The sequence below is a fragment of the Lentilactobacillus hilgardii genome, from assembly GCF_009832765.1.
GTDB classification, from domain to species: domain Bacteria; phylum Bacillota; class Bacilli; order Lactobacillales; family Lactobacillaceae; genus Lentilactobacillus; species Lentilactobacillus hilgardii.
The window spans coordinates 1,422,232-1,448,282 of sequence record NZ_CP047121.1; the positions used below are offsets into that span (position 1 = coordinate 1,422,232).

The 26,051-nt window shown below is 38.1% G+C and carries 30 protein-coding genes and 1 other annotated feature; of the genes, 28 read left to right on the forward strand and 2 right to left on the reverse strand.

All coding sequences use genetic code 11. The features are described 5' to 3' along the window. Positions 1–237 precede the first annotated feature (237 nt). From atpB to GQR93_RS06720, 28 genes are all read left to right on the forward strand, one after another. Positions 238–960, forward strand: coding sequence for a F0F1 ATP synthase subunit A (atpB, locus tag GQR93_RS06585; protein ID WP_003553569.1), 723 nt, complete (start codon positions 238–240; stop codon positions 958–960). Positions 961–989: 29 nt separating this feature from the next. Then, the gene (gene atpE / locus GQR93_RS06590; RefSeq protein ID WP_003553570.1) at positions 990–1,202 is read left to right on the forward strand and encodes a F0F1 ATP synthase subunit C; all 213 of its coding nucleotides are present in this window, start codon (positions 990–992) and stop codon (positions 1,200–1,202) included. Positions 1,203–1,245: 43 nt separating this feature from the next. Beyond that, positions 1,246–1,755: a F0F1 ATP synthase subunit B gene (atpF, locus tag GQR93_RS06595; RefSeq protein ID WP_003553571.1), complete on the forward strand. Its 510-nt coding sequence runs from the start codon at positions 1,246–1,248 to the stop codon at positions 1,753–1,755. Further along, positions 1,752–2,294 (forward strand): F0F1 ATP synthase subunit delta, encoded by a 543-nt coding sequence (locus tag GQR93_RS06600; RefSeq protein WP_003553572.1) that lies wholly within the window; start codon positions 1,752–1,754, stop codon positions 2,292–2,294. The genes atpF and GQR93_RS06600 overlap by 4 nt, the downstream gene beginning before the upstream one ends. A 27-nt stretch (positions 2,295–2,321) precedes the next feature. Further along, positions 2,322–3,890, forward strand: a complete 1,569-nt coding sequence (gene atpA / locus GQR93_RS06605; RefSeq protein ID WP_003553573.1) for a F0F1 ATP synthase subunit alpha — start codon at positions 2,322–2,324, stop codon at positions 3,888–3,890. A gap of 22 nt (positions 3,891–3,912) precedes the next feature. Then, positions 3,913–4,833, forward strand: a complete 921-nt coding sequence (locus GQR93_RS06610; RefSeq protein WP_003553574.1) for a F0F1 ATP synthase subunit gamma — start codon at positions 3,913–3,915, stop codon at positions 4,831–4,833. A gap of 18 nt (positions 4,834–4,851) precedes the next feature. Further along, positions 4,852–6,297, forward strand: a complete 1,446-nt coding sequence (atpD, locus tag GQR93_RS06615; protein WP_166427837.1) for a F0F1 ATP synthase subunit beta — start codon at positions 4,852–4,854, stop codon at positions 6,295–6,297. Between the two features lie 13 nt (positions 6,298–6,310). Further along, entirely contained in the window at positions 6,311–6,730 is a 420-nt protein-coding gene (locus GQR93_RS06620; protein WP_003553576.1) for a F0F1 ATP synthase subunit epsilon, read from the forward strand. 286 nt (positions 6,731–7,016) lie between these two features. Beyond that, positions 7,017–7,247, forward strand: a complete 231-nt coding sequence (locus tag GQR93_RS06625) for a DUF1146 family protein (RefSeq protein ID WP_003553577.1) — start codon at positions 7,017–7,019, stop codon at positions 7,245–7,247. A 16-nt stretch (positions 7,248–7,263) separates the two neighbouring features. Further along, positions 7,264–8,583: a UDP-N-acetylglucosamine 1-carboxyvinyltransferase gene (gene murA / locus GQR93_RS06630; RefSeq protein WP_003553580.1), complete on the forward strand. Its 1,320-nt coding sequence runs from the start codon at positions 7,264–7,266 to the stop codon at positions 8,581–8,583. A gap of 195 nt (positions 8,584–8,778) precedes the next feature. Continuing rightward, a complete protein-coding gene (gene mreB / locus GQR93_RS06635; RefSeq protein ID WP_003553582.1) occupies positions 8,779–9,780 on the forward strand; it encodes a rod shape-determining protein in 1,002 nt (333 codons plus the stop codon). Positions 9,781–9,800: 20 nt separating this feature from the next. Further along, positions 9,801–10,076, forward strand: a complete 276-nt coding sequence (gene yidD / locus GQR93_RS06640; protein WP_035444735.1) for a membrane protein insertion efficiency factor YidD — start codon at positions 9,801–9,803, stop codon at positions 10,074–10,076. Between the two features lie 19 nt (positions 10,077–10,095). After that, entirely contained in the window at positions 10,096–10,320 is a 225-nt protein-coding gene (locus tag GQR93_RS06645; RefSeq protein WP_003553586.1) for a DUF2969 domain-containing protein, read from the forward strand. A gap of 30 nt (positions 10,321–10,350) precedes the next feature. Continuing rightward, positions 10,351–11,553 (forward strand): FtsW/RodA/SpoVE family cell cycle protein, encoded by a 1,203-nt coding sequence (locus GQR93_RS06650; protein WP_003553589.1) that lies wholly within the window; start codon positions 10,351–10,353, stop codon positions 11,551–11,553. Positions 11,554–11,568: 15 nt separating this feature from the next. Then, on the forward strand, positions 11,569–11,862 hold the full coding sequence (locus GQR93_RS06655) for a glycine cleavage system protein H (RefSeq protein ID WP_003553591.1): 294 nt from the start codon (positions 11,569–11,571) through the stop codon (positions 11,860–11,862). 50 nt (positions 11,863–11,912) lie between these two features. Then, positions 11,913–12,161 (forward strand) — a binding site (T-box leader). A gap of 71 nt (positions 12,162–12,232) precedes the next feature. After that, positions 12,233–13,267, forward strand: coding sequence for a methionine ABC transporter ATP-binding protein (locus tag GQR93_RS06660; RefSeq protein WP_003553592.1), 1,035 nt, complete (start codon positions 12,233–12,235; stop codon positions 13,265–13,267). Next, entirely contained in the window at positions 13,260–13,955 is a 696-nt protein-coding gene (locus GQR93_RS06665; RefSeq protein WP_003553593.1) for a methionine ABC transporter permease, read from the forward strand. Before GQR93_RS06660 ends, GQR93_RS06665 begins: the two co-directional genes overlap by 8 nt. A 22-nt stretch (positions 13,956–13,977) precedes the next feature. Then, positions 13,978–14,805 carry a MetQ/NlpA family ABC transporter substrate-binding protein gene (locus GQR93_RS06670; RefSeq protein ID WP_003553594.1) on the forward strand — a complete coding sequence of 276 codons (828 nt, stop codon included), beginning with the start codon at positions 13,978–13,980 and terminating at the stop codon, positions 14,803–14,805. Between the two features lie 81 nt (positions 14,806–14,886). Next, the gene (locus tag GQR93_RS06675; RefSeq protein WP_003553595.1) at positions 14,887–15,756 is read left to right on the forward strand and encodes an SPFH domain-containing protein; all 870 of its coding nucleotides are present in this window, start codon (positions 14,887–14,889) and stop codon (positions 15,754–15,756) included. 139 nt (positions 15,757–15,895) lie between these two features. Beyond that, entirely contained in the window at positions 15,896–16,648 is a 753-nt protein-coding gene (locus tag GQR93_RS06680) for an ABC transporter ATP-binding protein (RefSeq protein ID WP_035444736.1), read from the forward strand. 14 nt (positions 16,649–16,662) lie between these two features. Beyond that, entirely contained in the window at positions 16,663–18,486 is a 1,824-nt protein-coding gene (locus tag GQR93_RS06685; protein ID WP_035444737.1) for an FtsX-like permease family protein, read from the forward strand. Positions 18,487–18,512: 26 nt separating this feature from the next. Continuing rightward, positions 18,513–18,881, forward strand: coding sequence for a GntR family transcriptional regulator (locus GQR93_RS06690; RefSeq protein WP_035444738.1), 369 nt, complete (start codon positions 18,513–18,515; stop codon positions 18,879–18,881). Further along, on the forward strand, positions 18,878–19,756 hold the full coding sequence (locus GQR93_RS06695; protein WP_003553603.1) for an ATP-binding cassette domain-containing protein: 879 nt from the start codon (positions 18,878–18,880) through the stop codon (positions 19,754–19,756). The genes GQR93_RS06690 and GQR93_RS06695 overlap by 4 nt, the downstream gene beginning before the upstream one ends. Further along, a complete protein-coding gene (locus GQR93_RS06700) occupies positions 19,746–20,516 on the forward strand; it encodes a hypothetical protein (RefSeq protein ID WP_003553605.1) in 771 nt (256 codons plus the stop codon). The genes GQR93_RS06695 and GQR93_RS06700 overlap by 11 nt, the downstream gene beginning before the upstream one ends. A gap of 202 nt (positions 20,517–20,718) precedes the next feature. Beyond that, complete coding sequence (locus GQR93_RS06705; protein WP_003553607.1) at positions 20,719–21,846, forward strand: D-alanine--D-alanine ligase family protein; 1,128 nt, start codon at positions 20,719–20,721, stop codon at positions 21,844–21,846. A gap of 99 nt (positions 21,847–21,945) precedes the next feature. Then, a complete protein-coding gene (locus GQR93_RS06710) occupies positions 21,946–23,463 on the forward strand; it encodes a glycerophosphodiester phosphodiesterase (RefSeq protein WP_003553609.1) in 1,518 nt (505 codons plus the stop codon). 33 nt (positions 23,464–23,496) lie between these two features. Then, complete coding sequence (locus GQR93_RS06715) at positions 23,497–24,039, forward strand: DNA-3-methyladenine glycosylase I (protein ID WP_080544226.1); 543 nt, start codon at positions 23,497–23,499, stop codon at positions 24,037–24,039. Positions 24,040–24,098: 59 nt separating this feature from the next. Further along, positions 24,099–25,079 carry a helix-turn-helix transcriptional regulator gene (locus tag GQR93_RS06720; protein ID WP_003553613.1) on the forward strand — a complete coding sequence of 327 codons (981 nt, stop codon included), beginning with the start codon at positions 24,099–24,101 and terminating at the stop codon, positions 25,077–25,079. A gap of 117 nt (positions 25,080–25,196) precedes the next feature. Here GQR93_RS06720 and GQR93_RS06725 read toward each other — a convergent pair whose 3' ends face one another. Both GQR93_RS06725 and GQR93_RS06730 read right to left on the reverse strand, forming a co-directional pair. Continuing rightward, positions 25,197–25,679: a universal stress protein gene (locus tag GQR93_RS06725; RefSeq protein ID WP_003553615.1), complete on the reverse strand. Its 483-nt coding sequence runs from the start codon at positions 25,677–25,679 to the stop codon at positions 25,197–25,199. An 82-nt stretch (positions 25,680–25,761) separates the two neighbouring features. After that, positions 25,762–26,049, reverse strand: coding sequence for a hypothetical protein (locus GQR93_RS06730; protein WP_003553617.1), 288 nt, complete (start codon positions 26,047–26,049; stop codon positions 25,762–25,764). Positions 26,050–26,051: the final 2 nt, after the last annotated feature.

Consider the following 26,051-nt stretch of genomic DNA (forward strand, 5'->3'; position numbering starts at 1 on the left):
ATGTTTTCATGTGACAAGGCCCTGTAAGTTGGCTGATTTCCTAATTTGACGGGATGTATAGCATGTCAATATTGTTTTGAATTTTGTAATGAATGGTGGTATAGTTTCAATTGTATTTGGATGCTGAGATGTATTCATTACCATCGCAAAGTTCACTTTGGTATTAATGTCTTCCCGACCGAATAACCAGATTGATTAGCTTGCGTAGATTATGTCGTAGAAAGAGGTGAGATTTTAATGTCCATTGGAGGGTCTAATCATACTTTTACATTCTTAGGACTGACGTTTAACGCAGGTAACATGATTTCGATTTTGCTCGCTTGTTTGATCGTTTTAGCTCTAGTCTATGCGCTTTCCAGGCACATTACTATGAAACCTGGAAAGGCACAGAATATTCTGGAATATGCCGTTGATTTTACCAATGGTATTGTGGGTGGTTCAGTTTCCGGAGAAGCTAGTAAAATGTTAGGCTTATGGGGCTTTTCATTGTTTTTGTTCTTGTTGGTTGCCAACAACATGGGACTGTTTTTGCACATTGACGTCTCAGGCATTACGTATGTAAAAAGCCCGACTTCTGATCCGGTTGTGACGATGACCTTATCTCTTATGACCCTGACACTTGCCCAGTTCTTGGGGATTCGTACTTTGGGTTATAAGAAACACTTTGAGAATTATCTCAAACCGTTTAAGATATTTATAGTTGTTAATCTTTTTGAGGAATTCACCAATTTCTTAACGTTGGGATTGCGACTATTCGGTAATATTCTTTCAGGAGAAATGCTTCTGACTATGATTACCGGAATGGCGACAGGTGGAGGACCGGTCATGTGGATAGGAATGCTACCACTTGAACTGATCTGGCAAGGCTTCTCAGTCTTTATTTCATGTATTCAGGCATATGTTTTTGTAACGTTGTCGTCGGTATACATTTCTCAAAAGATTGAGGTAGAAGAAGTATAACAAGATATTTTTAAGGAGGATTATTAATTATGGGAGCAATCGCTGCAGGTATCGCTATGGCAGGCGCCGCAATCGGTGGTGCTATTGGTGATGGTATTTTAATCGCTAAGATGTTGGAAGGTATGGCACGTCAGCCAGAATTATCCGGTCAACTTCGTGGTAACATGTTCATCGGTGTTGGTTTGGTTGAAGCTATGCCTATCATCGCCTTCGTTGTTGCTTTGCTAGTTATGAACAAGTAGTCTGCTAGTATTGCTAAAATAACAAAGAAGGAGGTGCCAATTAATGTTTTCATATTCGGTAGTTGGAGCTCAACTTTATACCGGAGACATGATTTTTGTTATGATCAGTTTCTTGATTTTGATGTATCTGATCAAACTCATTGCATGGAATCCGATTACTAAGATGATGCAAAACCGTTCAGATAAGATCGCTAATGATATTGATTCTGCTAAGAACTCACGTGATAAAGCCGCTGAACTTGCTCAACAACGTCAAGCACAATTAGATAAGACTCGTGAAGATGCAAATAATCTCATTAACACTGCTAAAGAGAATGGGCAAAGACAACGTGAACAGATCGTTGAAGATGCGAGAAATGAAGCATCTAATCTTAAGAGTTCTGCTGAAAAGGATATTGAACAACAGCGACAAGAAGCTTTGGCTAATTCTCGTAAAGATGTGGCAAGCCTTTCAATTGAAATTGCAACTAAGATTATTTCAAAAGAATTGAATGAACAAGATCAAAAAGGGCTGGTCGATTCTTATATTGAAGGGTTGGGTAAGCAGAAATGAAATCAACTAACATAACAGCAGCTAAGAAATATGCCAAGGCAATGTTTGAAGTTCTAACAGATGCTAAGGGCCTTGAAGATGGCTACGCTGATTTAATTGAACTTCGTAAAATTTTTGTTGCCAATCCCAAGTTGATTGATATTCTTGATGATATGAGGGTTTCTGATGACCAAAAAACGTCATTGCTAGCTCCTATCACTAAAAATGCATCTGACTTTATCAATAATTTTCTCAAAGTCGTAGCAAGTTACCGTCGTTTTCCTGACATTATCACGATCATTGATCAATTCCAGCAATTATACGAGGATGATAAGAAGATCGTTCGCGCGGAGGTTGTGTCCGCAACTGAACTTGATAGTGATCAGCAGGAGCGCTTGGCAAAAGCCTTTGAGAAACGGGTTGGTGCCGCTAAAGTCATTTTTGATACAAAGGTTGACAAGTCACTTATTGGTGGTATTGTTATCAAATCTTCTGATGTCATTATTGATGGTAGTGTCAAAACTCGAATTAATAAAGTAAAAGAATTATTGTTGAACTAACGATATCTATTTAAAGAGGTGAAACTTATGAGCATTAAAGCTGAGGAAATCAGTGCTCTTATCAAGCAACAATTGCAAGGTTACCAAAACGAGCTTGATGTTAAAGAAACAGGTATCGTTACATATGTTGGTGATGGTATCGCTCGTGCGCATGGTCTTGAAAATGCGTTGTCTGGGGAGTTGCTCGACTTCGGCCACGGTGTTTTCGGAATGGTTCAAAACCTTGAAGCCAATGATGTTGGTATTATGGTTTTGGGTGATGATACAAATATCCGTGAAGGAGATTCTGTAAAACGTACTGGTCGAATTATGGAAGTCCCTGTTGGGGACGATATGATTGGACGAGTTGTTAATTCACTCGGTCAACCGATTGATGGTAAAGGACCTATTAAGGCCGATGATCATAAGGCAATTGAACACAAAGCACCAGGTGTTATGGATCGGAAATCTGTTTTTGAACCATTGCAAACTGGTATTAAATCAATTGATTCTTTGATTCCAATTGGTCGTGGTCAGCGTGAGTTGATTATCGGAGATCGTAAAACCGGTAAGACTTCGATTGCCATTGATACTATTTTGAATCAAAAAGATCAGAACATGAAGTGTATTTATGTTGCTATTGGGCAAAAGGAATCTACTGTCCGGGCATCTGTAAGCACGCTGGAAAAATTTGGTGCAATGGATTATACAACTGTTATTTCTGCGGGTCCTTCTGAACCTGCTTCACTGTTGTATATTGCGCCTTATGCCGGTGCAACGATGGGTGAATACTTCATGCATAAAGGCCAACATGTTTTGATCATTTATGATGATTTGTCAAAGCAAGCTAACGCATATCGTGAACTTTCCTTGATTCTTCGTCGACCACCTGGTCGTGAAGCTTATCCTGGTGATATTTTCTATACTCATTCACGTCTATTGGAACGAGCTGCCAAGTTGAGCGATAAATTGGGCGGTGGGTCAATGACTGCTTTGCCAATTGTTGAAACTCAGGCTGGAGATGTTTCAGCTTATATCCCAACCAACGTTATTTCAATTACTGATGGTCAGATCTTCTTGGATGCTGATAGCTTCTATTCAGGTGTTCGTCCTGCCGTAGATGCCGGTACATCAGTTTCTCGTGTTGGTGGTGATGCGCAGGTTAAAGCAATGAAGAAAGTTGCCGGTACCTTGCGTCTTGATTTAGCTTCATATCATGAATTGGAATCATTTGCACAATTTGGTTCTGATCTTGACGAAGCCACTCAAGCTAAGTTAAATCGTGGTGCTCGAACCGTTGAAGTTTTGAAACAACCACTTCATTCTCCAATTCCAGTTGAAAAACAAGTTCTTATTCTCTATTGCTTGACACATGGATTTTTGGATAAAATTGAAATTGATGACATTCTTCGTTATCAAAATGAGATTTTTGACTTCTTTGATCGTTCACATAAGGATCTGTTGGACAGTATCGCTAAAACCGGTAATCTGCCTGATACATCTAAAATGGATGCTGCAATTAAAGAATTTGATCAAACATTCCAACCAAGTAAGCAAGATGAAGGACAAACAACTGCCTCAAACGATGATCAAAAGTCAACTGCAACAAATGACTAGTTTTTAAGGAGGGTGAGATTACATGCCTGCTTCGCTTAACGATGTTAAACATCGGATTACTTCTACAAAGAAGACGCGTCAGATTACGAATGCAATGGAGATGGTTTCTCAGGCTAAATTAAACCAAATTCAAAAGCATACCTCAAGCTACGCGGAATATGCAAGCCAAGTAAAATCTGTAGTTATGCATTTAGCTCAATCCCATATTCTGGATGGGCTAAAATCCTCAGGTCATTCGGCAGATAATGATCAGTCTAAAGCTAAGAGAACTGCCTATTTGGTTATCACCTCCGATCGAGGAATGGTGGGTAGCTATAATGCCAATGTCATTAGAGATTCTAATGAATTTATCAGTAAACACTCTGGTGTGTCGGGTGATTATACTATTATTGCTGTCGGCGGTAATGGTTCCGATTTCTACAAGAAGCGCGGTCAAAATGTTTCTTATGAGTACCGGGGTGTGAGTGATGTACCAACGTTTAATGAAGTTCGTCAGATCGTTAAAATGATTACATCAATGTATGATAAGGGCGAATTTGATGAATTATATGTTTGTTATGAACATTTTGTTAACCGATTGGTTTCTCGCTTTAGAGCCGAGAAGATGCTTCCTGTTGATAGTGAAGCAATTCAAGGTGAGGCGAGTCAGGAAATTCAAACTAAAGAATTAACTGCTGAATATGATGTTGAGCCATCCGAAAAAGAGGTTTTGAATGTTGTGTTGCCGCAATATTCCGAGAGCTTGGTATATGGTGCAATTCTTGACGCAAAAACGTCAGAACATGCTTCAAGTGCAACTGCAATGAAATCAGCCTCAGACAATGCTGACGATTTGATTTCATCATTGGAGTTACAATATAACCGGGCTCGTCAGGCTGCGATTACGACTGAAATTACTGAAATCACTGGTGGTCAGGAAGCTCTTAAGTCAGATAACAATTAGATGGAGGAATTAACTAACATGAGTACTGGTAAAGTTTTACAAGTTATCGGACCAGTTGTTGACGTTGAATTCTCCTTGGACGACAAATTACCAGAAATTAACACTGCCTTAAATGTTCATGTAAGTGACGATAAAACACTTGTTGTTGAAGTCGCGCTTGATTTAGGTGATGGTGTTGTACGAACGATCGCGATGGATGGAACCGATGGTCTTCGTCGTGGAATGGAAGTTGAAAATACTGAATCCTCCATTAGTGTTCCTGTTGGTAATGACACACTTGGTCGTGTGTTTAATGTTCTTGGAGAACCAATTGATGGCGGTCCAGAATTTGGCCCAGACGCAGAACGTTGGCCAATTCACCGTGAGGCCCCGAAGTATGATGAATTAAACCCATCAACTGAAATTCTGGAAACCGGAATTAAGGTTATTGATTTATTGGAACCATATATTCGTGGTGGTAAAGTTGGATTGTTCGGTGGTGCCGGTGTTGGTAAAACCGTTTTGATTCAGGAATTAATTCATAACATCGCTCAAGGACACAATGGTATTTCAGTGTTTACCGGTGTTGGTGAACGAACCCGTGAAGGTAACGATATGTATTACGAAATGAAAGGATCAGGAGTTCTTGCCAAGACCGCCATGGTTTATGGTCAAATGAACGAGCCTCCTGGTGCGCGTATGCGTGTTGCCTTAACAGGATTAACGATTGCCGAGTACTTCCGTGATGAAGCTGGACAAGATGTTCTGTTATTTATTGATAACATTTTCCGATTTACTCAAGCTGGTTCAGAAGTTTCTGCTTTGCTTGGCCGTATTCCATCAGCTGTTGGTTATCAACCAACGTTGGCTACTGAAATGGGTCAATTACAAGAGCGGATTACTTCCACTAAAAAGGGTGCGATTACATCAATTCAAGCGGTTTATGTGCCTGCCGATGATTATACCGACCCTGCACCAGCGACGACTTTCGCCCATTTGGATGCCACAACCAACTTGGAACGTTCATTAACTCAACAAGGTATTTATCCAGCTGTTGATCCGTTGGCTTCAACATCATCAGCTTTGGATCCACAAATTGTTGGCCAAGAACATTATGATGTGGCTACTGAAGTTCAACACGTTTTGCAACGTTACCGTGAACTGCAAGATATCATTTCAATTCTTGGTATGGATGAATTGTCCGACGAGGAAAAAACAATTGTTAACCGTGCCCGAAGAATTCAATTCTTCCTTTCACAAAGTTTCTCAGTTGCTGAACAGTTTACGGGTCTTCCCGGTAAATATGTTTCAGTTACTGATACAGTTAAAGGATTTAAAGACATTCTTGACGGTAAATACGATGACATTCCAGAAGATGCGTTCCGTAACTGTGGACCAATCGAAGATGTTATTGCTAATGCTAAGAAGTTACAAGGTAACTCAACTGCAGACACAAGTGATGAAAAGCAAAGTGCAGCAAACTAAGGAGGGAGTTTAATTGGCTGATAGTTCAGTTATTAACATTAGTATTGTTACTCCCGATGGAAAAGTTTACGAGCATTCCGCTGCTGACATGATAGTTGTTTCAACACAATCGGGACAACTAGGAATCATGGCAAATCACGTGCCAATCATTGCAACTCTTGATGTCGATGAAACAAGAGTTAAGTATGGTAATGAGGAAGATGAAATTGCTGTAAATGGTGGTTTCATCGAATTCTCAAACAATATGGCAACGATTGTAGCTGATAGTGCCGAGAATCAGAGTGACATTGATGTTGCTCGGGCTGAAAGTGCTAGACAACGTGCACAGAGATTGATCACCGAAGCTCGTCAGAAGAATGACGAGGCTGCATTGGATCGTGCTCAAGTTGCGTTGCGTAGAGCTGTTAACCGAATTAATGTTGCTAAAAAGTAATACAAATTAGATTTTAAGGGATCAAAGCAAAACTTCAATGTTGCTTTGATCCTTTTTTGTCTGTTAGTATATAAGAATCAAATTAGTTTCCCGGCCATCGCAAACAATGTTTGGTGTTGAGCAAATGTAAGCACTGACATGGTTGTTTACGAGATTCCTTAGCAATTGGGGCTTTTAGAAAGTGAACCAATTATGAGGAAACGCACACTTTTTCTTAAAAAACGCGAAAATATGAGACAAGTTTGCGCCTTTATGATATAGTTGTCAGTGAATTGGGGGAATTTAGATGAAAATGATTGGCATCCAAGCCATCGTAACGCTTGTTACGTATTTTCTATTTATTGCAATGGCGTTTAGGAGTGTTCAAGAAATCCACATCGAACGTTATCTCCCTCTTCGTGCGTTGCCCGGGAAATTGTTGATCGTGTTATTATCCATTGCAATTGGATATGCATGTGCACAATTTTTCCTTTCGGTAATCACTAATATTCAAAATTTAATTTATTTAATAAAATAATGTAGGAGGCGTTCTTGTGGAAAAAATTATTGTACATGGTGGAAACCCACTAAAGGGAAGAGTACATATTGACGGGGCGAAGAATGCTGTATTGCCAATTCAAGCTGCTACTATTCTGGCCAGTGAAGGTCAAACATCTATTTCAAACGTACCGCTATTGTCTGATGTGTACACAATGAACAATGTGTTACGGTTTTTAAATGTAAAGGTTGATTTTGATGAGTTACATAATGAAATCACTTTTGATGCATCATCAGAAATATCTAGTGAAGCACCATTTGAATATGTTTCAAAAATGCGGGCTTCAATTGTTGTGATGGGTCCATTATTGGCTCGCTTAGGTCGGGCGAAGGTTGCTTTGCCAGGTGGTTGTGCTATTGGGTCCAGACCAATCGATCTACATTTAAAAGGGTTTGAGGCTTTAGGAGCCACAATTGAGCAGCATGACGGTTATGTTGAAGCAACGGCTCCAAATGGGTTGGTTGGAACTGACATCTATCTTGATTTTCCAAGTGTTGGTGCAACTCAAAATATCATGATGGCCGCAACCTTGGCAACTGGCAAGACGGTTATTCAAAATGCAGCCCGTGAGCCTGAAATAGTTGATTTAGCCAACGTGTTAAATAAAATGGGCGCTAAGGTTGTTGGTGCCGGCACTGAGCAGATTCGGATTCAGGGTGTTTCTGAACTTCATGGGACTGACCATTCAGTTGTCCAAGATCGTATTGAAGCAGGGACCTTTATGATTGCCGCTGCAGTTACCAGGGGCGATGTTTTAATTGAAGATGCAATTGCTGAGCATAATAAGCCGTTGATTTTAAAAATGCGTGAAATGGGTGTATCAGTCACCGAATCAGATGCCGGAATCCGTGTGATTGGACCGGATCATTTGAAACCTGTAGATGTTAAGACGTTGCCTCATCCCGGATTTCCAACGGATATGCAGCCTCAAATGACTATTTTGCAATTAGCAGCAGATGGAAACAGTTCAATGACCGAGACGGTTTTTGAAAATCGCTTTATGCATATGGAAGAACTTCGTCGGATGAATGCTAAGTACACAATTTCCGGACGAACGGTTATTATGAATGGTCCAACAGACTTCAATGGTGCCGAGGTTGCAGCAACTGATTTACGAGCCGCAGCAGCATTAGTCATTGCGGGCCTTGTTGCAAAGGGTTATACACAGGTCAGCAATTTACAGTATTTGGATCGTGGCTACTATGATTTCCATAAGAAATTGGCTAGCCTGGGCGCTGAAATTAAACGTGTCAATGTCGAAGATGATTCAATCATTGTTAATCAATCTTCATCAGTTAAACATCTAAATAAGTAAAGCTGAGGGCCGGAGCGAAACCATTTGTGTTTTGTACCGGTCTTTTTGCGGTTGAGGTCTAGTTGAGACGATGAGATTAAATCTTTTCTAAACTAGGCCATGTTTATTGAGAATACTTAAGAACTGTTAGAAACTTGCAATAGATGTGATATAATTAATTTTTGAGATTAAAGTTTTTCAGGAGGAAGTTCACAGATGGCAAAAGACATAGGAATTGACTTAGGAACTGCCAACGTATTGATCTACGTTGCCGGAAAGGGGATAGTATTAAATGAGCCCTCAGTTGTGGCGATTGATACTCGAACCGGTAAAGCATTGGCAGTCGGAACAGAAGCATATCGGATGGTTGGCCGAACACCCAGTAATATTCGGGCAATCCGTCCATTAAAAGACGGCGTTATTTCTGATTTTGATATTACCGAGGAAATGCTTACCTATTTCATTAATAAATTAGATGTTAAGGGATTCATGTCCAAGCCAAAGATCATGATCTGTGCGCCAACAAACGTAACAGAAATTGAAAGGAATGCAATTGTCCAGGCAGCTGAAAAAGCTGGTGGCGGCCAAGTATATCTTGAAGAAGAACCAAAAGTTGCTGCCGTTGGAGCAGGAATGGATATTTTCCAGCCACGCGGCAACATGGTTATTGATATGGGTGGTGGTACCAGTGACATTGCAGTTATTTCGTTAGGCGATATTGTTGCCAGCAAATCGATTCGGATTGCCGGAGATAAAATGAATACTGAAATTGTCACTTATATCAAACAAAAGCATGGTTTGATTATTGGTGAGCACACTGCTGAAAAAATTAAGATTGAAATTGGCACTGCGAAAAAAGATGACAAAGATGTTAAGAAATTAGAGGTTCGTGGTCGAGATGCTGTTTCAGGAATGCCACGGGCAATTACAATTGATAGTAACGAAGTTGCCGACGCAATTGCTGATACTGTTCAGTTAATTGTTGATGGTGCAAAAGAAGTTTTGGAAATTATTCCACCAGAATTGGCTTCGGATATTGTTGATCGCGGCATTATGCTAACTGGTGGTGGCGCGCTTCTTCGTAACATTGATCAAGTGATTGCCGATGCTTTGACGGTACCTGTGATTATTTCCGAAAATCCTTTGGACAATGTTGCAAAGGGTGCAGGTGTTCTTTTGGAACAATATATTAAAAACCCGAAACTTAAGACGAAATAGGATAAAAAGCGGGAGTTTTAGTGAAAAAAATTCTGATGTTGATGGTTCGTGGCTATCAGCGCTTTATATCGCCCCTCTTTCCGCCAACGTGTCGTTATTATCCAACGTGCAGTCATTATATGCTGATCGCATTGAAGAAGCATGGTGCGCTTAAGGGGGCTGTTATGGGAATAGCTCGAATTTTAAGATGTCATCCATTTGTCCGTGGCGGGTATGATCCGGTTCCGGATCATTTTACTATTTTTAGAAATAAATCCGCTCGGGATCAATATCGCAAATCGATGCACTTAAAATAGGATTAACAGGAGAGATTGAATGAGTAAGGCTATTAAAAGTATCAATGTTGAAATTAAAGATTCCAAGGACCAAAATGGTAACCAGGTTTCCGATTTGATGATCGGTCGCAAACGGATTGGTTCGATTACGAAAGTGAATGACGACAAATTCCAAGCCGTTAACACTCATCAGGAAAGCTATCACGTCAAAACTTTTGATGAAGGCGTCCAGTTATTAATTAAAGACTTTCATCTACATCATTAATAAGTTATTGCGCGATGAGGAGGTTTAAATTTGGATACCAAACGCGGTACGGACAAAGAAAAAGAATCCAGAATTGACTGGGGGATTATTTTCTGCGTTTTGATGCTTGCGTTGATTGGCTTAGCGTCAATTTACGTTGCTGCAACTCATGATTCCAGTGCGACCAGTGTTTTAAGACAAGTTGTTTCGCAGCTTGTTTGGTATGTCATCGGAATTGTTGCAGTTATTATCATCATGCAGTTTGATTCGGAGCAATTGTGGAAAGTGGCACCAATTGCTTACTGGCTGGGAATACTGCTACTAGCAAGTGTTTTGGTGCTTTATAGTCGAACGTATTATGTTAATACCGGTGCTAAAAGCTGGTTTTCTTTAGCAGGGTTGACATTTCAACCATCTGAAGTGATGAAACCAGCGTATATTTTAATGTTGGGCAGGGTTATTGTTGAGCATAATGACAGACATCCGCTAAAAACGGCTAAAAGTGATTGGCTATTAATTGGTAAAATGATCTTATGGACGGTACCAATTGCAGTCCTGTTAAAATTACAAAATGATTTTGGAACGATGCTTGTTTTCTTTGCCATTTTAGGTGGTATGATCATTGTTTCCGGCATTACCTGGAAGATTATTTTACCATCCGTCATTACAATTTTTGGTATTGCCGGAACGGCTCTTGCACTGGTTATTCCAGAAGCAGGTCGGAAAATATTGGAAAAGATTGGTTTTCAAGCCTATCAATTTAATCGGGTTGATACGTGGCTTCATCCTTCTGCCGATACCTCTAATCAAGGGTACCAGTTGTGGCAAAGCATGAAAGCAATCGGTTCAGGCGGTATATTTGGAACAGGTTTTAATCAGTCGCACGTCTACGTACCGGTTCGAGAATCAGATATGATTTTTTCTGTTATTGGTGAAAATTTCGGTTTCATTGGCAGTTGTGTATTAATTTTCCTTTATTTCCTGTTGATTTATCAAATGATAAAGGTTACCTTTGAAACAAGGAATGTTTTTTATGCTTATATCTCCACTGGCGTTATTATGATGATTCTCTTTCATGTATTTGAGAATGTTGGCATGAGTATCGGCTTATTGCCATTAACTGGTATTCCTTTGCCTTTTGTAAGTGCCGGGGGTTCAGCTTTAATCGGAAATATGATTGGTATTGGTCTTATTATGTCAATGCAATATCATAATAAAAGTTATATGTTTGGTGAAGATAAAGAATTTTCTTAAAAGGGTGGATTGATCATGGATACAAAGTATTATTGGACTGATGAAGATAATGGTGTTGTTACTGTTGGACTAACTGCCGATGGTCAAAATGAACTTGGAAATATTACATTTGCATCGTTACCAAAGGTAGGCGCTTCTTTGACTACCAAGGACACGTTGTTAAATGTTGAAGCTGACAAAGCTGTTTCAGATATTCCAAGCCCGGTTGCCGGTAAAGTTATTGCAATTAATGATAAAGCTGCAAACGATCCCTCAGTTCTAAATAAGAAGGATAAAGCAGATTCATGGATTGCGAAAATCCAGAAGTAACAATTCTTGACGTTAGCATTGGTTGTAGTAAACTAACATATAGTTAAATGACAAAAAAAGTGACAAGATAAGTAAATAGATAAAGTTGAATCAGAGAACTCTGGTAGCTGAGAAAGAGTCTACTGAATCTATTGAAGATGGTCTTGATTTTTTCAAGTGTTGATGAGGTTAAAGCAAATCAACAATGGTTAACGCCCATTATTCCGTTGAGTATAGATTGCACTATGCTCTTTGAGGTTGTTATTGAAAAATAATAACGAATAAAGGTGGTACCACGAAAAAAGCTTTTCGTCCTTCAGACAATGATTAGTTGTTTGTTGAAGGATGAAAAGCTTTTTTTAGTATCTTGACAAGTTAGGAGTGGATTAAATTGATTCGGTTTAAAGATGTGTCGAAAGACTACAGCACCAAGGATGGTGAATTAACTGCCGTTTCAGATGTCAATATTGAAATCAATGATGGCGAAATTTTCGGCATAGTCGGTTATTCCGGAGCGGGTAAGAGTACTTTGGTCCGAATGTTGGATGGTTTGGAAGCACCAACAAAAGGTGAAATTGATATTAACGGTACGAATATTGCCAAACTGTATGGTCATAGATTGCGCGTACAACGACAAAAAATCGGAATGATCTTTCAGCATTTCAATCTGTTATGGTCCCGGACAGTTATTGACAATATTGCACTGCCTCTGGAAATCGCAAAAGTTCCAAAGAAAAAACGTCAGGCTCGTGCCGAAGAACTGGTTAAATTGGTTGGCTTGGAGGGACGTGAGCACTCTTATCCTTCTGAACTCTCCGGTGGTCAAAAGCAACGTGTTGGAATTGCAAGAGCGTTGGCAAATGAACCGACGATTTTAATTTCAGATGAAGCAACCAGTGCATTGGACCCTGATACGACTAATGAGGTGTTGGATCTCCTGCTTAAGATTAATAAAGAAATGAATTTGACTATTTTATTAATCACTCATGAAATGCATGCTATCGCAAAAATTTGTGAAAGGGTAGCTGTAATGGATTCAGGACGTGTAGTGGAGAGTGGATCCGTTTTTGATGTATTCCGGCATCCCAAAGAAGAAGTTACCAAAAAGTTTGTTAGCGAGGAATTTTCACCACAGCAAGAAGAGTCGACCATTACACTGGATGAATTAATTAAAAAGTATCCTGATGGGCAGATCATTAGATTGGTTTTTCATGGACCACAAGCTGAACTGCCAATTGTTTCAGAAGTTGTTAAGCGATACTCAGAGCTGCAAATCAGTATTTTGGCAGGGGCAATTCGACAAACTCAAGAAGGCGCCTTAGGGTCACTTGATTTACAATTTATCGGTGATGAAAAACAAATTACTGATGCGTTGGATTACCTTAAAAAAATGCGTGTTGAAACGGAGGTGATTCACCATGAGTAACGCAACCGGATTGAAATCGTATTTTATTTTTAAAAATGTTGATTGGCCGTCAATGTGGTCTGCTACTTGGGAGACTGTTTGGATGACGTTAATATCAATGATTGCAGTAGTAGTTTTTGGTATTATTTTGGGGTTGATTTTATATGAAACCAGGACTCATAATGGGCCTTTGTTTAAAGTCTTAAATTGGATTGTTGGACTCTTTGTTGATATATTTCGTTCAATTCCATTTATTATTTTGATTGTGCTTTTATTGCCTGTTACCAAAGAAATGATTGGGACAATTATTGGCCCGAGAGCTGCGCTACCATCTTTGGTCATTTCAGCTTCTCCATTTTATGCAAGAATGGTTGAGTCCTATTTTCGGGAAGTCGACTCTGGTGTTATTGAAGCTGCTGAATCAATGGGAGCTACGACTTGGGGGATTATTACCAAGGTACTTTTGCCTGAAAGCAAACCTGCTTTAATTGCTGGCGCTACAGTAACGACCATTTCATTAATTTCTTATACTGCGATGGCTGGTGCAATTGGTGCTGGGGGCCTTGGAAATCTTGCCTATCTGGATGGCTTTCAGTCCAGTAATAACACCGTTACACTTGTTGCGACGGTTATTATTTGTTTATTTGTTTTCTTAGTTCAATATATTGGCGACTTGCTTGTTAAAGTGACTGATAAGCGAACATTATAATATTTTATTTGGAGGGTTTCACATGAAGAAGAAATTATTAGGTTTATTTGCAGTCGTATTCACGGCTTTCTTGTTAGTTGGGTGCTCTTCCTCAAGTACAAGCAAGAAAACCACTACGCTTAAGATTGGTGCATCAAATGTACCACACGCCCAGATTTTAAGGCATGTTGCACCACAACTGAAAAAAGAAGGCGTTAACTTGAAAATTACCGTCTTTCAAGATTATGTAATGCCCAACAAAGCATTGGCTGACAAGGAATTGGATGCTAATTATTTCCAGCATATTCCTTTCTTAAAACAATGGAATAAAGAAAACCACGGCACTTTAGTAGATGCGGGTGGCGTTCATATTGAACCCATTGCTGTTTTTTCTAAGAAAGTCAAAAACCTTAAAGATTTGAAGAAGGGTGCTACTGTTCTTGTAAGTAACAACACCCCAGACTATGGTCGAATTCTTCAGTTGTTTAAGAACGCCGGATTGATCACTTTGAAGAAGGGCGTTAATATTGAATCGGCTACTTTCGATGACATTGCATCTAATCCCCGCCATCTGAAATTCAAGCACAGTTATGAACCGAAATTAATGCCGCAAATCTACAAGAACGGTGAGGGTGATGCCGTTGTTATCAATGCAAATTATGCTGTTCAAGCCGGTTTGGATCCTCGTAAACAATCAATTGCGATTGAAGGTCGTGACACCCCTTACGTCAACATTATTGCTACTCGTAAAGGAGATCAGAACAAACCAGCTATTAAGAAACTGGTGAAGGCACTACAATCAACAAGTACTCAGAAATGGATTTATAACAAATACAAGGGTGCAGTTCTACCAGTCAAGAATGTTAAGTAAATAGTGTTATTTAAATGGCTTCCGCTTTATACTTAGGATAGTAAATCGATTACTTTTCTTAGTGGTAAAGGGGGAGTTTTTTTGAAAGAGAAGAATGTATTCCATGTTAATGGCTACATTGGTCTGGTGGTTGCCTTGGTGTTGCTTGCTTTTGGCGGTTACCTTTTATGGATTGGTAGTCAAGATACTTCGGTTAGCTCCATTGTATTTGGCACGTTAATTATTATTTTGGATCTACTTTTTGCCAGTTCTCTGACAATCATTCAACCAAACGAAGCGAAGGTATTAACCTTTTTTGGCAATTATATTGGCACTATTCGAACACCGGGCTTGTTCATGACGGTTCCCTTAACCAGCAAGCAAACCATTTCGCTGCGAGTTCGAAATTTTAACAGTCAAATTATTAAGGTGAACGATTCAAAGGGTAATCCCGTGGAAATTGCAGCCGTTATTGTCTATAAAGTTGTTGACTCTGCTAAAGCAATTTTTAATGTTGAAGACTATGAACAATTTGTTGAAATCCAAAGTGAGTCGGCAATTCGTCATATTGCAAGTCAATACCCGTATGACAGTTTTGATGAAGAAAAGGATATTTTAACCTTACGAGGTAATTCCACAGAGGTTTCTGAGGCCCTAAAGGGAGAACTTCAGGAGCGATTGGAAGTGGCAGGATTGACGATCATGGAAACAAGATTGACTCATTTGGCCTATGCAACTGAGATTGCGAGTGCAATGCTTCAACGTCAACAAGCAACGGCCATTCTTTCTGCAAGAAAAATTATTGTTCAAGGAGCTGTGGAAATCTCTCAAGAGGCGGTAAAACAGCTTCAAAAGAATATCAGCATTGATATTCCAGATGAGAAAAAGATTCAAATGATCAACAACGTACTGGTTTCAATTATTACGGAACGTGGTACCCAAAATGTGATTAATACAGATAATGTCAGTTAGTTTGATTAATTTTATTCAACTTAATATAAGTCGGAAAGTTTGGAATTAAATGCTAAACTTTCCGATTTTTTTGTTGACATATTTGCACTTGGCATATATAGTTAGTTACACAAGTAATGAACTAATACAGGAGGACAATATGACTCGGGAAATTGTTAAAACTCAAAATTTACACAAGGTATACGATCAGAATTCCGAAAGACCATATGAAGCGTTAAAAGGGATTAGCTTTACAGTTGATGAAGGTGACTTTGTAGGCATTATGGGCGCCTCGGGTTCCGGGAAAACAACGCTATTAAACATTCTAGCAACGTTGGATAAACCAACAAGTGGGAGTGTTCAGATAGATGGCAACGATATAACGCAACTAACATCAAATGAAATGTCTGATTTTCGCTCACAAAAATTGGGATTCATCTTTCAAGATTTTAACTTACTTGAAACGTTAACAGTGTTTGAGAATATAGCATTACCGCTATCACTGCAAAATATAAAGGGACGGCTTACTAATCAAAAGGTTCGAGAATCGGCCGCAAAATTGGGAATTGAAGAGTTGTTGGCAAAATATCCAACTCAATTATCCGGTGGTCAAAAGCAGCGGGTAGCCGCTGCAAGAGCGCTGGTTTCTAATCCATCCATCATATTTGGTGATGAGCCAACCGGTGCACTTGATTCAACCAACGCTCGGGAATTATTGGATACGTTGAAAAATATTAATCGACAGGGTGTTTCTGTTCTTCTTGTCACACATGATCCATTCTCAGCAAGTTTCTGCAAACGAATTCTGTTTATTAAGGATGGTAAAATCGGGGATGAAATTCAAGCTGGTAATCGCGATCGGACACAGTTTTATCAAGAAATTCTGGAAAAGTTAGGGACGTTTGAACAGTAATTGGAGGAAAAGTCATGTTATTAAAGATTTCACTTTCTGGGGTAAAGTCGCGTTGGAAAGACTATTGCGTGCTTTTTTCCGGAATCATTATGGCGTCAGCTATTTTTTACATGTTTGAGGCAATCGCACTAAATAAAAAGTTTGTGTCATCAACAACGGTTGGTCAAAATGCCAGGGCGGTTTTTATCCTTGGATCCGTACTGTTAATCGTTATTACCTTGGTATATGTTTTTTATGCAAATAATTTTTTAATGAGTATGAGAAAACATGATTATGGGTTATTTATGATGTTAGGTGCTAAGCGTTCTAAAATTAGTAAATTAATTAGTTTTGAAACTCTAATCGTTGGTGCTGCTTCGACGTTATTGGGCATTGTTGCCGGAATAGGCCTAACAAAAATCGTCAGTAGTTTTTTAATTACTTCATTGGAAATTCCAATTAAATATTTTCAGGCGATATATGTTCCAGCGATTTGGACGACACTTATTTTATTCATGATTTTATTTGCAATTGCAGGTATGATTAATGCAGGTGTTTTTTCCAGAACAGCAGCACTTAAACTGCTAAAGTCTGAAAATCAAACTGATTGGAAACAACCAAAAGCTAAAAGACTTGTCGTACAGGCGATTCTTGGTGTTTTACTTCTTAGTGGTGGTTATTATGCAATGTATGATATTCGCCAATTACAAGTCGGTTCAATCTGGATTGGCCTTATTACAATTGTTGCAGGGACTTATCTTATTTTTAACTCCTTTTTTGTGATGTTGCTTGAAAGAATCCAACAATCATCACTTAATAGTAAGGGGATTAATAATTTTACAATTGCACAGCTAAAATTTCGAATTCGTGATTATACAAAAATTTTATCGGTTGTTTCACTGTTGTTTGCTTTAGCGCTTGGTGCAATTACGGTCGGAATTGGATTTCAAAGCGATATTCCAGAAATTGCTAATGGCAATAATGCATATGCCATTTCTGCCACTAACCCATCCGCAAAAATGTCTTCATTAATAGCAAAGGTTGAGGGTAAAACAACAAGTCATTATCAGCAAAAGGTGACTGATAAAGTTGTTTATTATCGTTCTAGTGATTTTAATAAAAGTCCACTGAAATATTCAGCGTTCGTTCTTAAGGGAAATCAGGCTGGTCTTTCGCAGATTAAGACCAGTACACTAAAGCAATTAAAAGATCCTCAGTCACCAGCGTATCAACAACTCTCCTCACTGCAAGATCCAAGCCTAAAATCCCGTCGAATCAGATTCATTTCTGATACAACATTTGATCAACTGAGGGGTCGGACAAATGAGTTACAATTAATTAGAGTTAAAGATATTAACAGTCAATATCGGTCTCTAAAATCTGTTATGGATCTGCAAAAGACAGAATTTGGTTCTCAAACTGTACAATTAATGGGGGAATCTATTGTCTTATATTCAATGCTCAAAAGCATGTTTTCAAGTATGGAATTCATGGGAGTCTTTCTTGGAATTGCGTTTTTGGCAATGCTGGCCAGTTGCTTAATGTTTAAAATTTTAAGTGGTGCGCAAAGCGATAAAGTTCGATTTGAAATGTTAAATAAAATTGGTACTCGTAAAAAGGTTCTACAGCACTCAATCATGCTTCAAATTTTAGGATTGTTTGGGCTTCCTGCAGTCCTTGGGTTATTGGATGTGGCCTTTGGATTGCAAATGTTTGTAAAAGCAAATCTCTTGTACCATGCTTATCGTACATTTGCTTATTCTTCAATTGGCTTTCTTGTGTTATATTTGATCTATTATGGTGTGACAGTGTTAATCTACCAGAAGATAGTGATACCAAAGACCAGAAGTGAAAAATAATGATAGAAATGGTGGCATGGTACTCAATGCAATTTCAATTTAATAGTTCTGAGCCAATTTACCGCCAAGTTGCCGAACAAATAGAAGATGCAATTGCTGCTGGCGGATTTGAAGAAGGACAACAAATTCCGTCAACAACAGAAATCTCCAAGGAGTTCCACATTAACCCCGCGACCGTTTTAAAGGGAATGAACATTGTTGTTGCGAAAAACCTGATTGAGAAGCGACGTGGTTTGGGAATGTTTGTAACCGATGGTGCCCATCAACGAATTGTTTCTGAAAAAAAGAATCTTTTTTTTGAAAATTTCGTTGTTAGTTTGGTGAAAGAGGCTCGTAGTTTAGATATTTCCGAATCTGAGTTACTTGAATTAATAAAGCGAGGTTATGATAAATGAGTGTGTTGGAGGTCAGTCACGTTTCGAAATCGTTTGGATCAAAAAACGTGCTTCAGGATGTTAGTTTGACGTTTGAAGAGAATAAAATTTATGGTTTGCTAGGGCGAAATGGTGCCGGGAAAAGTACTTTATTGAACATTATGACAAATCGTATTTTTGCTGATACCGGTGAAGTTAAAATCGATTCTGAAAGAATTAATGATAATGACGCAAAGCTTGGCTTAATATTTTTAATGAGTGAAGTCAATCTGTATCCAAATGGCAATACGCTCAATCAAATAGTCGCCGATACCGAACTGATATATGGTAGTTTTAATCATCAGCTTGCTGAAAGACTAGCAAAAGAATTTGATTTGGACCTGACCTCTAAGTTTGGTAAATTATCAACTGGTTACAATTCAATATTCAAATTAATATTGGCACTGTGTGTTCCTGTTAAGTTTGTTTTACTTGATGAACCGGTCCTTGGGCTGGATGCTAATCATCGGGAAATGTTTTATTCTGAATTAATTCAAACCTACACGGATAATCCCAGAACTTTTATTATTTCAACCCATTTAATTGAAGAAGTTGCTAACTTAATTAGTGATGTGATTGTATTGGATGAGGGTCGAATTATGCTTGATCAACCGGTTGAGGATGTTCTTGCCAAAACACATTCAGTGGTGGGGCCACAAAAAGATGTTGATGCTTATACAAAAGGGCTTAACGTTATCGGTCATGATAATATGGGGACCATCCGGGTTAATTATGTTTATGGTGATTTAGATGATCGTCGGTTACCCGATACGGTTCAATTGTCCAATTTTGATCTTCAAAAATTGTTTATTTTCCTTACAAATCAATTTGAGGGGAGTCGACATTATGAAAACTAGCCAGATTACCAAGTATTTATTTAAAAGACAAATTGTTATCTTGGGCGAAATGTATTTAGTCACCTTTGCCGCAATTTATATTCTTCCTTTACTACTTTCATTAATTACTGGGACACTACATGATTATTCATTTGTCCGGATTTTGAAAACCTCTCCGATTACCGGCTTCTTTAGTTTCTTTATGTTTGTGATTGCGACCTTGTCTTATGAGAACTTTAAGTTTTTAATTCAAAACGGTATTTCAAGAAAAACCTTTTTTGAAGCCCAAATTACAGTTTATGGGTTATTTATTCTGATTGGTAATACGGTTAATCTTGTATATAATTACCTTATTTATACGCCAATGACAAATAGAGATACCTTTAATATATTTATGACAGCCTACGCTAAATTTTTTAGCAACGGTATTATAACTGTGATTTTTAACTTTATATTTAGTGCTTTAACCTTAGTAATCATGACGTTGATTGGTATGACGATTGGTAGCTTCCTGTCACTCTTTTCAAAGACCTGGCAGCGGATACTTTTGGTGGCAACGCCAATTATTGGTGGCGTTACGATGATTTATATCATTAATGCGTTGGAAACATCATCTCTAAAAATGACGTGGGTTGAGCATTTTGCCGAATTGATACTGGGGTATCACCGAAGTGGTATTTACAATCCATTCCCAATGATGGCATTTATGCTTCTTATTTCTGTAATCATGTTGGCAATTGTTAGATACTTGTTCTCAAAGAAGCAGTTGAAAAGAGAATGATTTTTTAAAAATTCCGATTAGTAACAACTTAATTTAACAGGTTAAGTCAATTCCGATTTTTTTAAAATACAAGATATCTCTGATGTGTTATTTCTATTTTCCTTTCTAAGAAACCCATTAGAACGCGACAAAAATATTTATTAACCGAATTTTTAATGGTATACTTAGGTTTCTGAAATATATACGAATAGGATGGGAAATCATGGAAAATAATAAGAAACTTCATGTTGGCCTGATTTTTGGTGGAAACTCTTCTGAACACGACGTTTCGAAGCGTTCTGCTCACAACATTTACGATGCAATGGACAAGGACAAATATGACGTCAGTCTCTTTCTGATGACCAAGAACGGCTATTTCTTAGGAACAAAAGCTTCAACCAGGGTTTTTAACGGTGAACCCGAGGATGATGTTGCGCGCCAAGAAATTGCAAAGCTGGATAAAAGTAATCCACTTGCCCCAATTTTGAATTTAAGTGAAGATTCAAATATTGATGTCTTTTTCCCGATCATCCATGGAAACCTGGGTGAAGATGGTACAATCCAAGGCCTGTTACGATTATTGAATAAGCCATATGTAGGCAGTGGTGTTTTAGGATCTGCAATGTCATTTGATAAAGACATTACCAAAAAGATTTTAAAATTAGCTGGTGTAGCAACAACTCGATATGAGTTATTAACGCCACTTACGGTGGAAAAGTATAGTTATGACTCATTGAGCGCAGAATTAGGCAAGATTTTATTTGTAAAGCCTGCTAATCAAGGATCTTCGGTTGGTATTCATAAAGTGGAAACTTCTGACGATTATGACGAAGCGATTCGAGACGCTTTCCGTTATGATAATAAAGTACTTGTCGAAGAAGCGATTGAGGGGCCCGAAGAGTTGGAAATTTCAGTTCTTGGTAATCATCATCCCATCGCTTCTAAAGTTGGTTCAATTAAAGTACCTGCGGACGATGCTTTCTATACTTACGATAATAAGTTTGTCGATGCCAGCCAGGTGAAATTCGATGTGCCTGTTGATATTCCCGAAGCGTTATCTAAGGAACTAACCAAAATGGCACTTGATTCTTACCGGGCACTTGGACTTAAAGGAATGGCACGAATTGACTTTTTGGTTTCTCAAGACAGTGAACCATATGTCAGTGAAGTAAACACACTTCCCGGATTTACCAATATTAGTTTATATCCGCAGTTGTTTGCAGCTTCAGGTATTTCATACAGGGAGTTAATTGATCGACTGATTCAGCTTGCAAACGAAGAATACGAAAGACAATCCAAAATTCTTTATGATTTCAAACCACTACCACCACGAGATCAGGATGTTAAGTAGTGTGGTTTGATCTTTAATATAGTATGGTGATGTTGTTAAAAAGCTGAGCAATCCTATTTTTTAGGAAATGGCTCTGCTTTTTTCTTTAGGGTGGTAATCATGGTCGAAAGACAATTTCAAAAATTGAATTTTTATCTACTTGGTTTTGCCATTGTAATGGCATTGTTAAAGTTTTGGATGATGGTGACTGTAGATAGTAAGATTGTTGTGATTTGTGCGTTTTTGTCTTTGCTATTACTGGGGAGCACAATTAATGTTGGTATTGGGAATTTAGTACCGAATCATGTGAAGAAAAAAATCTGTTTCAGAATTGATTTTTGGCTAGCAGTTTTAACGTTATGGTTCACGATGCTTCCTTTTGGATTGTTTGGATTAAGCGCCTTTTTTAAAACTTCTTTTCCATTAACTGGTTATCAATTTACTTGGATAACAATTAATCGTTACTGGCTATTAGGCTGTTTGATTACTGCCTATGTTGTGTTGTTAATGGTTGTGTTATATTTGAGACGCTTTATTTACTACTTGGCTACTAGTTATAATAAAAGTTTCCTTCAAATTTTGACCCTATCTCGTCATACTGCTTCATTGAAAGACGTTGGTAGGAGCTTATTATTAATAGCTATTAGAATAGGCTGGGTAATGTGTCTCATTTTATTTCTGTCGTTTATTAATTACTTGGTAGGACAACAATTTGTCTTTGTGTTATCTCTTGGCATTATCAATTTATGTGTACCATTAATTGAAATTAAGCTTCTTTTTAGATTGTTGGCAATACCTGTAAATAGTCATATCAAATTGACCGGCATCTCCGTATTTGGGCTGTTTGGAGCGCTGATTTTTGTTTCGGTGTTGGGGGTTACATATAGTAGTCACCGTATACTGAAACCGGCTCAGCAAGAAATTATCGTTCATCGTGGTGTTATTGATAATGATGGCGCACCAAACACAATCAGTGCATTAAAAAAGAATAGTCGCTATCGGTTTTCATACGTTGAAATGGATATTCAAGAGACTAAAGATCATCATTTTATTTGTGCCCATAATGACACGCTTTTTATTCCTGGAAAGGGACAACGAGAAATTAACCTTTTAAAATTAAAAACAATTCAAAGGTATCATCATGTGGACTTGTTTCGTGAATACTTGCATATAGCAAACAATCTCGAACAGCCACTAATCGTGGAACTGAAAGTGACAAATCATTCTGATAAAGAAATGGGTAAAAGGTTCGCTGAGCAATTCGGTCAACAGATGTTAAAACAATCAAATATGGTCCATTCTGTAGGATACAATTATCTCCGTCAGATTAAAGCAAGGTATCCAAAAATAAGAGTTGGATTAGTTACGATGCTTAATTTCTCTAACCTTGCCAAGTATAAAGTAGATTTTTATACGCTTCAGCATATAACATTAACGCCATTTTTGTTACGGTCGATACCTTCTAAGCGGCCAGTCTATGCATGGACCGATGATCAGTCACTAACGATGAAGCGTCTAAGCATGATGGGTGTTGATGGACAGGTAACCGATCAAGCCATAACATTGAAAGATCTGACATTTAATCAGAAACAGAATTATTGGTTATTAATTTTAAATTCGATCGTAACATATCTCTGATTTTTTCGTATATCATTCTTAGAGGTGAAAATAATGACAACTAGGTGTTCATGGGCGACAAAAAGTCCGGAATTAATGATCTATCATGATACAAGGTGGGGAAAGCCTACCCGAGAGGTTCAAGATTTATTTCATGCAATGTGTTTGGAGATCATGCAGGCTGGATTGGCATTTCAGGTCGTGTTAAAGCATGAAGAAGGGATGAGGGAAGTTCTCCAAGACTTTTCTATTAATTATATGGCCCATTTATCTAAATCGGACATTGAAAATCTGTGTCAAGATACAAGAATGATCAGAAACCGGGCAAAAATTGAAGCACTCATAGAAAATGCAAAAGTTGTTTCCAATGACCCGGGGAAATTGGTAGATCTAACTTGGGCCCCAGTACACTATGTTCAACTGGATCATATGTTAACCGAACCGGCAAAACCGGCCGATTATCAAGAATTCATCAGACCATTTGTTGCTGCATTCAAAACTTGGGGTTTAAAACGGATGGGACCAGTCACAACTTATAGTTATTTACAAGCTGTCGGCGTAGTAAATGATCATGCATTGACATGTTGTTTTCGATGAGAATCTAACAAAATAATAGTAATGTAATTGTTAACAACATCAGCTTGACTACATTCATTATGCGTAATAAAATTAATACCATCAGTTTAACTAGAGAGAGAAAGGGAATATTTCTAATGGCTACTAAAATTACGGGATCAGCAATTCGAAAGGCCCGAAAAGAGAAAGGTTTGTCTCAAAAGCAATTAGCGGATGGCATATGTACTCAAGCAACCATCAGTTTGATAGAAAACAGAAATGTTTGTCCAAATATCAATATTCTTAATCAGATTTGCCAACGTTTGGCAATTAATATGACTGATGTTTCTTTTAATCCCAGGTATGGTGAAAAATTATTTTCTTATATTGAAAGTGACATGCGACGCCATTGCTATTTACAAGCCCGTGAAAGAATGGGTAGAGTCAGCTTTGATAAATTAGAATCCAAACTTGCTGAGGGAAAGTATTATTGCTATCAAGGATTCGCAGAACTTTACATTGATGATGATATTGAAGAGGCAATTTATCATTTCAATTGGATGTTGACAAAATATCCTTATGAAAACCTGAGCTTTTATCAAGCATGGTCGAATCTTGGATTGGGATTGGCCTATCAAAAGCTTGGGAAAACGGCCCGTGCACCGAAGTTTATCGAAGAAAGTATTCGGATACTTGAAAAGATTCAAAGTCACAAAAATCGTTATACAAATGATGATATTTGCGCAGTCACAGATCTATACATTGATATTATTGCAACGTACGTTGAGCTTGAAAAGTTTGATCGGGCGTTAAAATTGTGTGCAGTTGTTTTAAAACGTTTAACTTCGACAAATTCAATTTACAAGATTGATGTTGTTGAGGAGCTGGCTTCTCGGTGCTTATATGCAAATGGACAAATTGTTGAGGCGACAATGCGACAATTTACCGCTATGTTTATTGCTGACTTACGCGGGAATCATCAATTGTTTGAAAAAATCATGACAAAGAATCAAAAACATCTTATTGAACTTGTTAAAAAAGAGTTAAGCAAGAATGATGGTCATGAGACACTGATTGTTTAGATTATATTTATTTGTGGACATCATGGACGAAAAAAGAGATTCAAAAACAAATTTATGTTTGTTTTTGAATCTCTTTTTTCGTATTAATATTGTGATCAATCACTGGTATAGTGAGGGTTAACCAACTCGCTTACTAGGATTCTTGGCCGGTTTATTATCCAAATCAGTTCTAACAACTAAAACATCACAGACAGCAGTCCGAGTAACATATTCAGTAACTGAGCCGATTAATAATCGTTCAACAGCATTTAGACCGGTTGCGCCAATCATGATTAAGTCAATATTCAAATTTCGTGGAATATCTCTAGCAATCACTGTTTTAGGAGCACCGTACTCAATTGAATAATCTACATCGTTTAAACCAGCTTTTTTTGCTTCATCGATGTATTTATCAAGAGTTTGTTTAGCAGTATCGGTAACTTGTTCAACCATCGATGTATCAAAGCTTGAAATATTCTGAAATGCTCGAGTATCTACGACGTGTAGCAAGTGAAGAGACGCATGGTTCCTAATTGCAACTGCGACACCTTTTTTGAATGCCAATTCGGCTTCATATGATCCATCAACGGGAACCAGAATTTGATTGTATTGTTGTATCATTGTGCCCACCCCTCATTTCATCTTTATAGTTTAATTGTACGTTATTTTTGTATAAATACAAAGAATTAAATACGACTATTTATTATCGATGATTGATAATATTCATAATCACCATTTCAAGAATTGTCCCTGCAAACGTTGTTGCAAGAAGAACAATTAGAATGAAAATATCGTTTTGGATAATCATTGAAAGAATTCCAAGAACGCCTAAAAGGATAAATGTGATACCGCCGGTTCTTGCTGCTCCTGACAATCTAGGATTCTTTTGCACATTGATTTCAAACAATGTCTTGTTTAAGTGGGAAAGTAGGTAATAACCGATAAAGAATGCAATTATTACGGCAATCCCAACAAGGATATTTATGATCATTT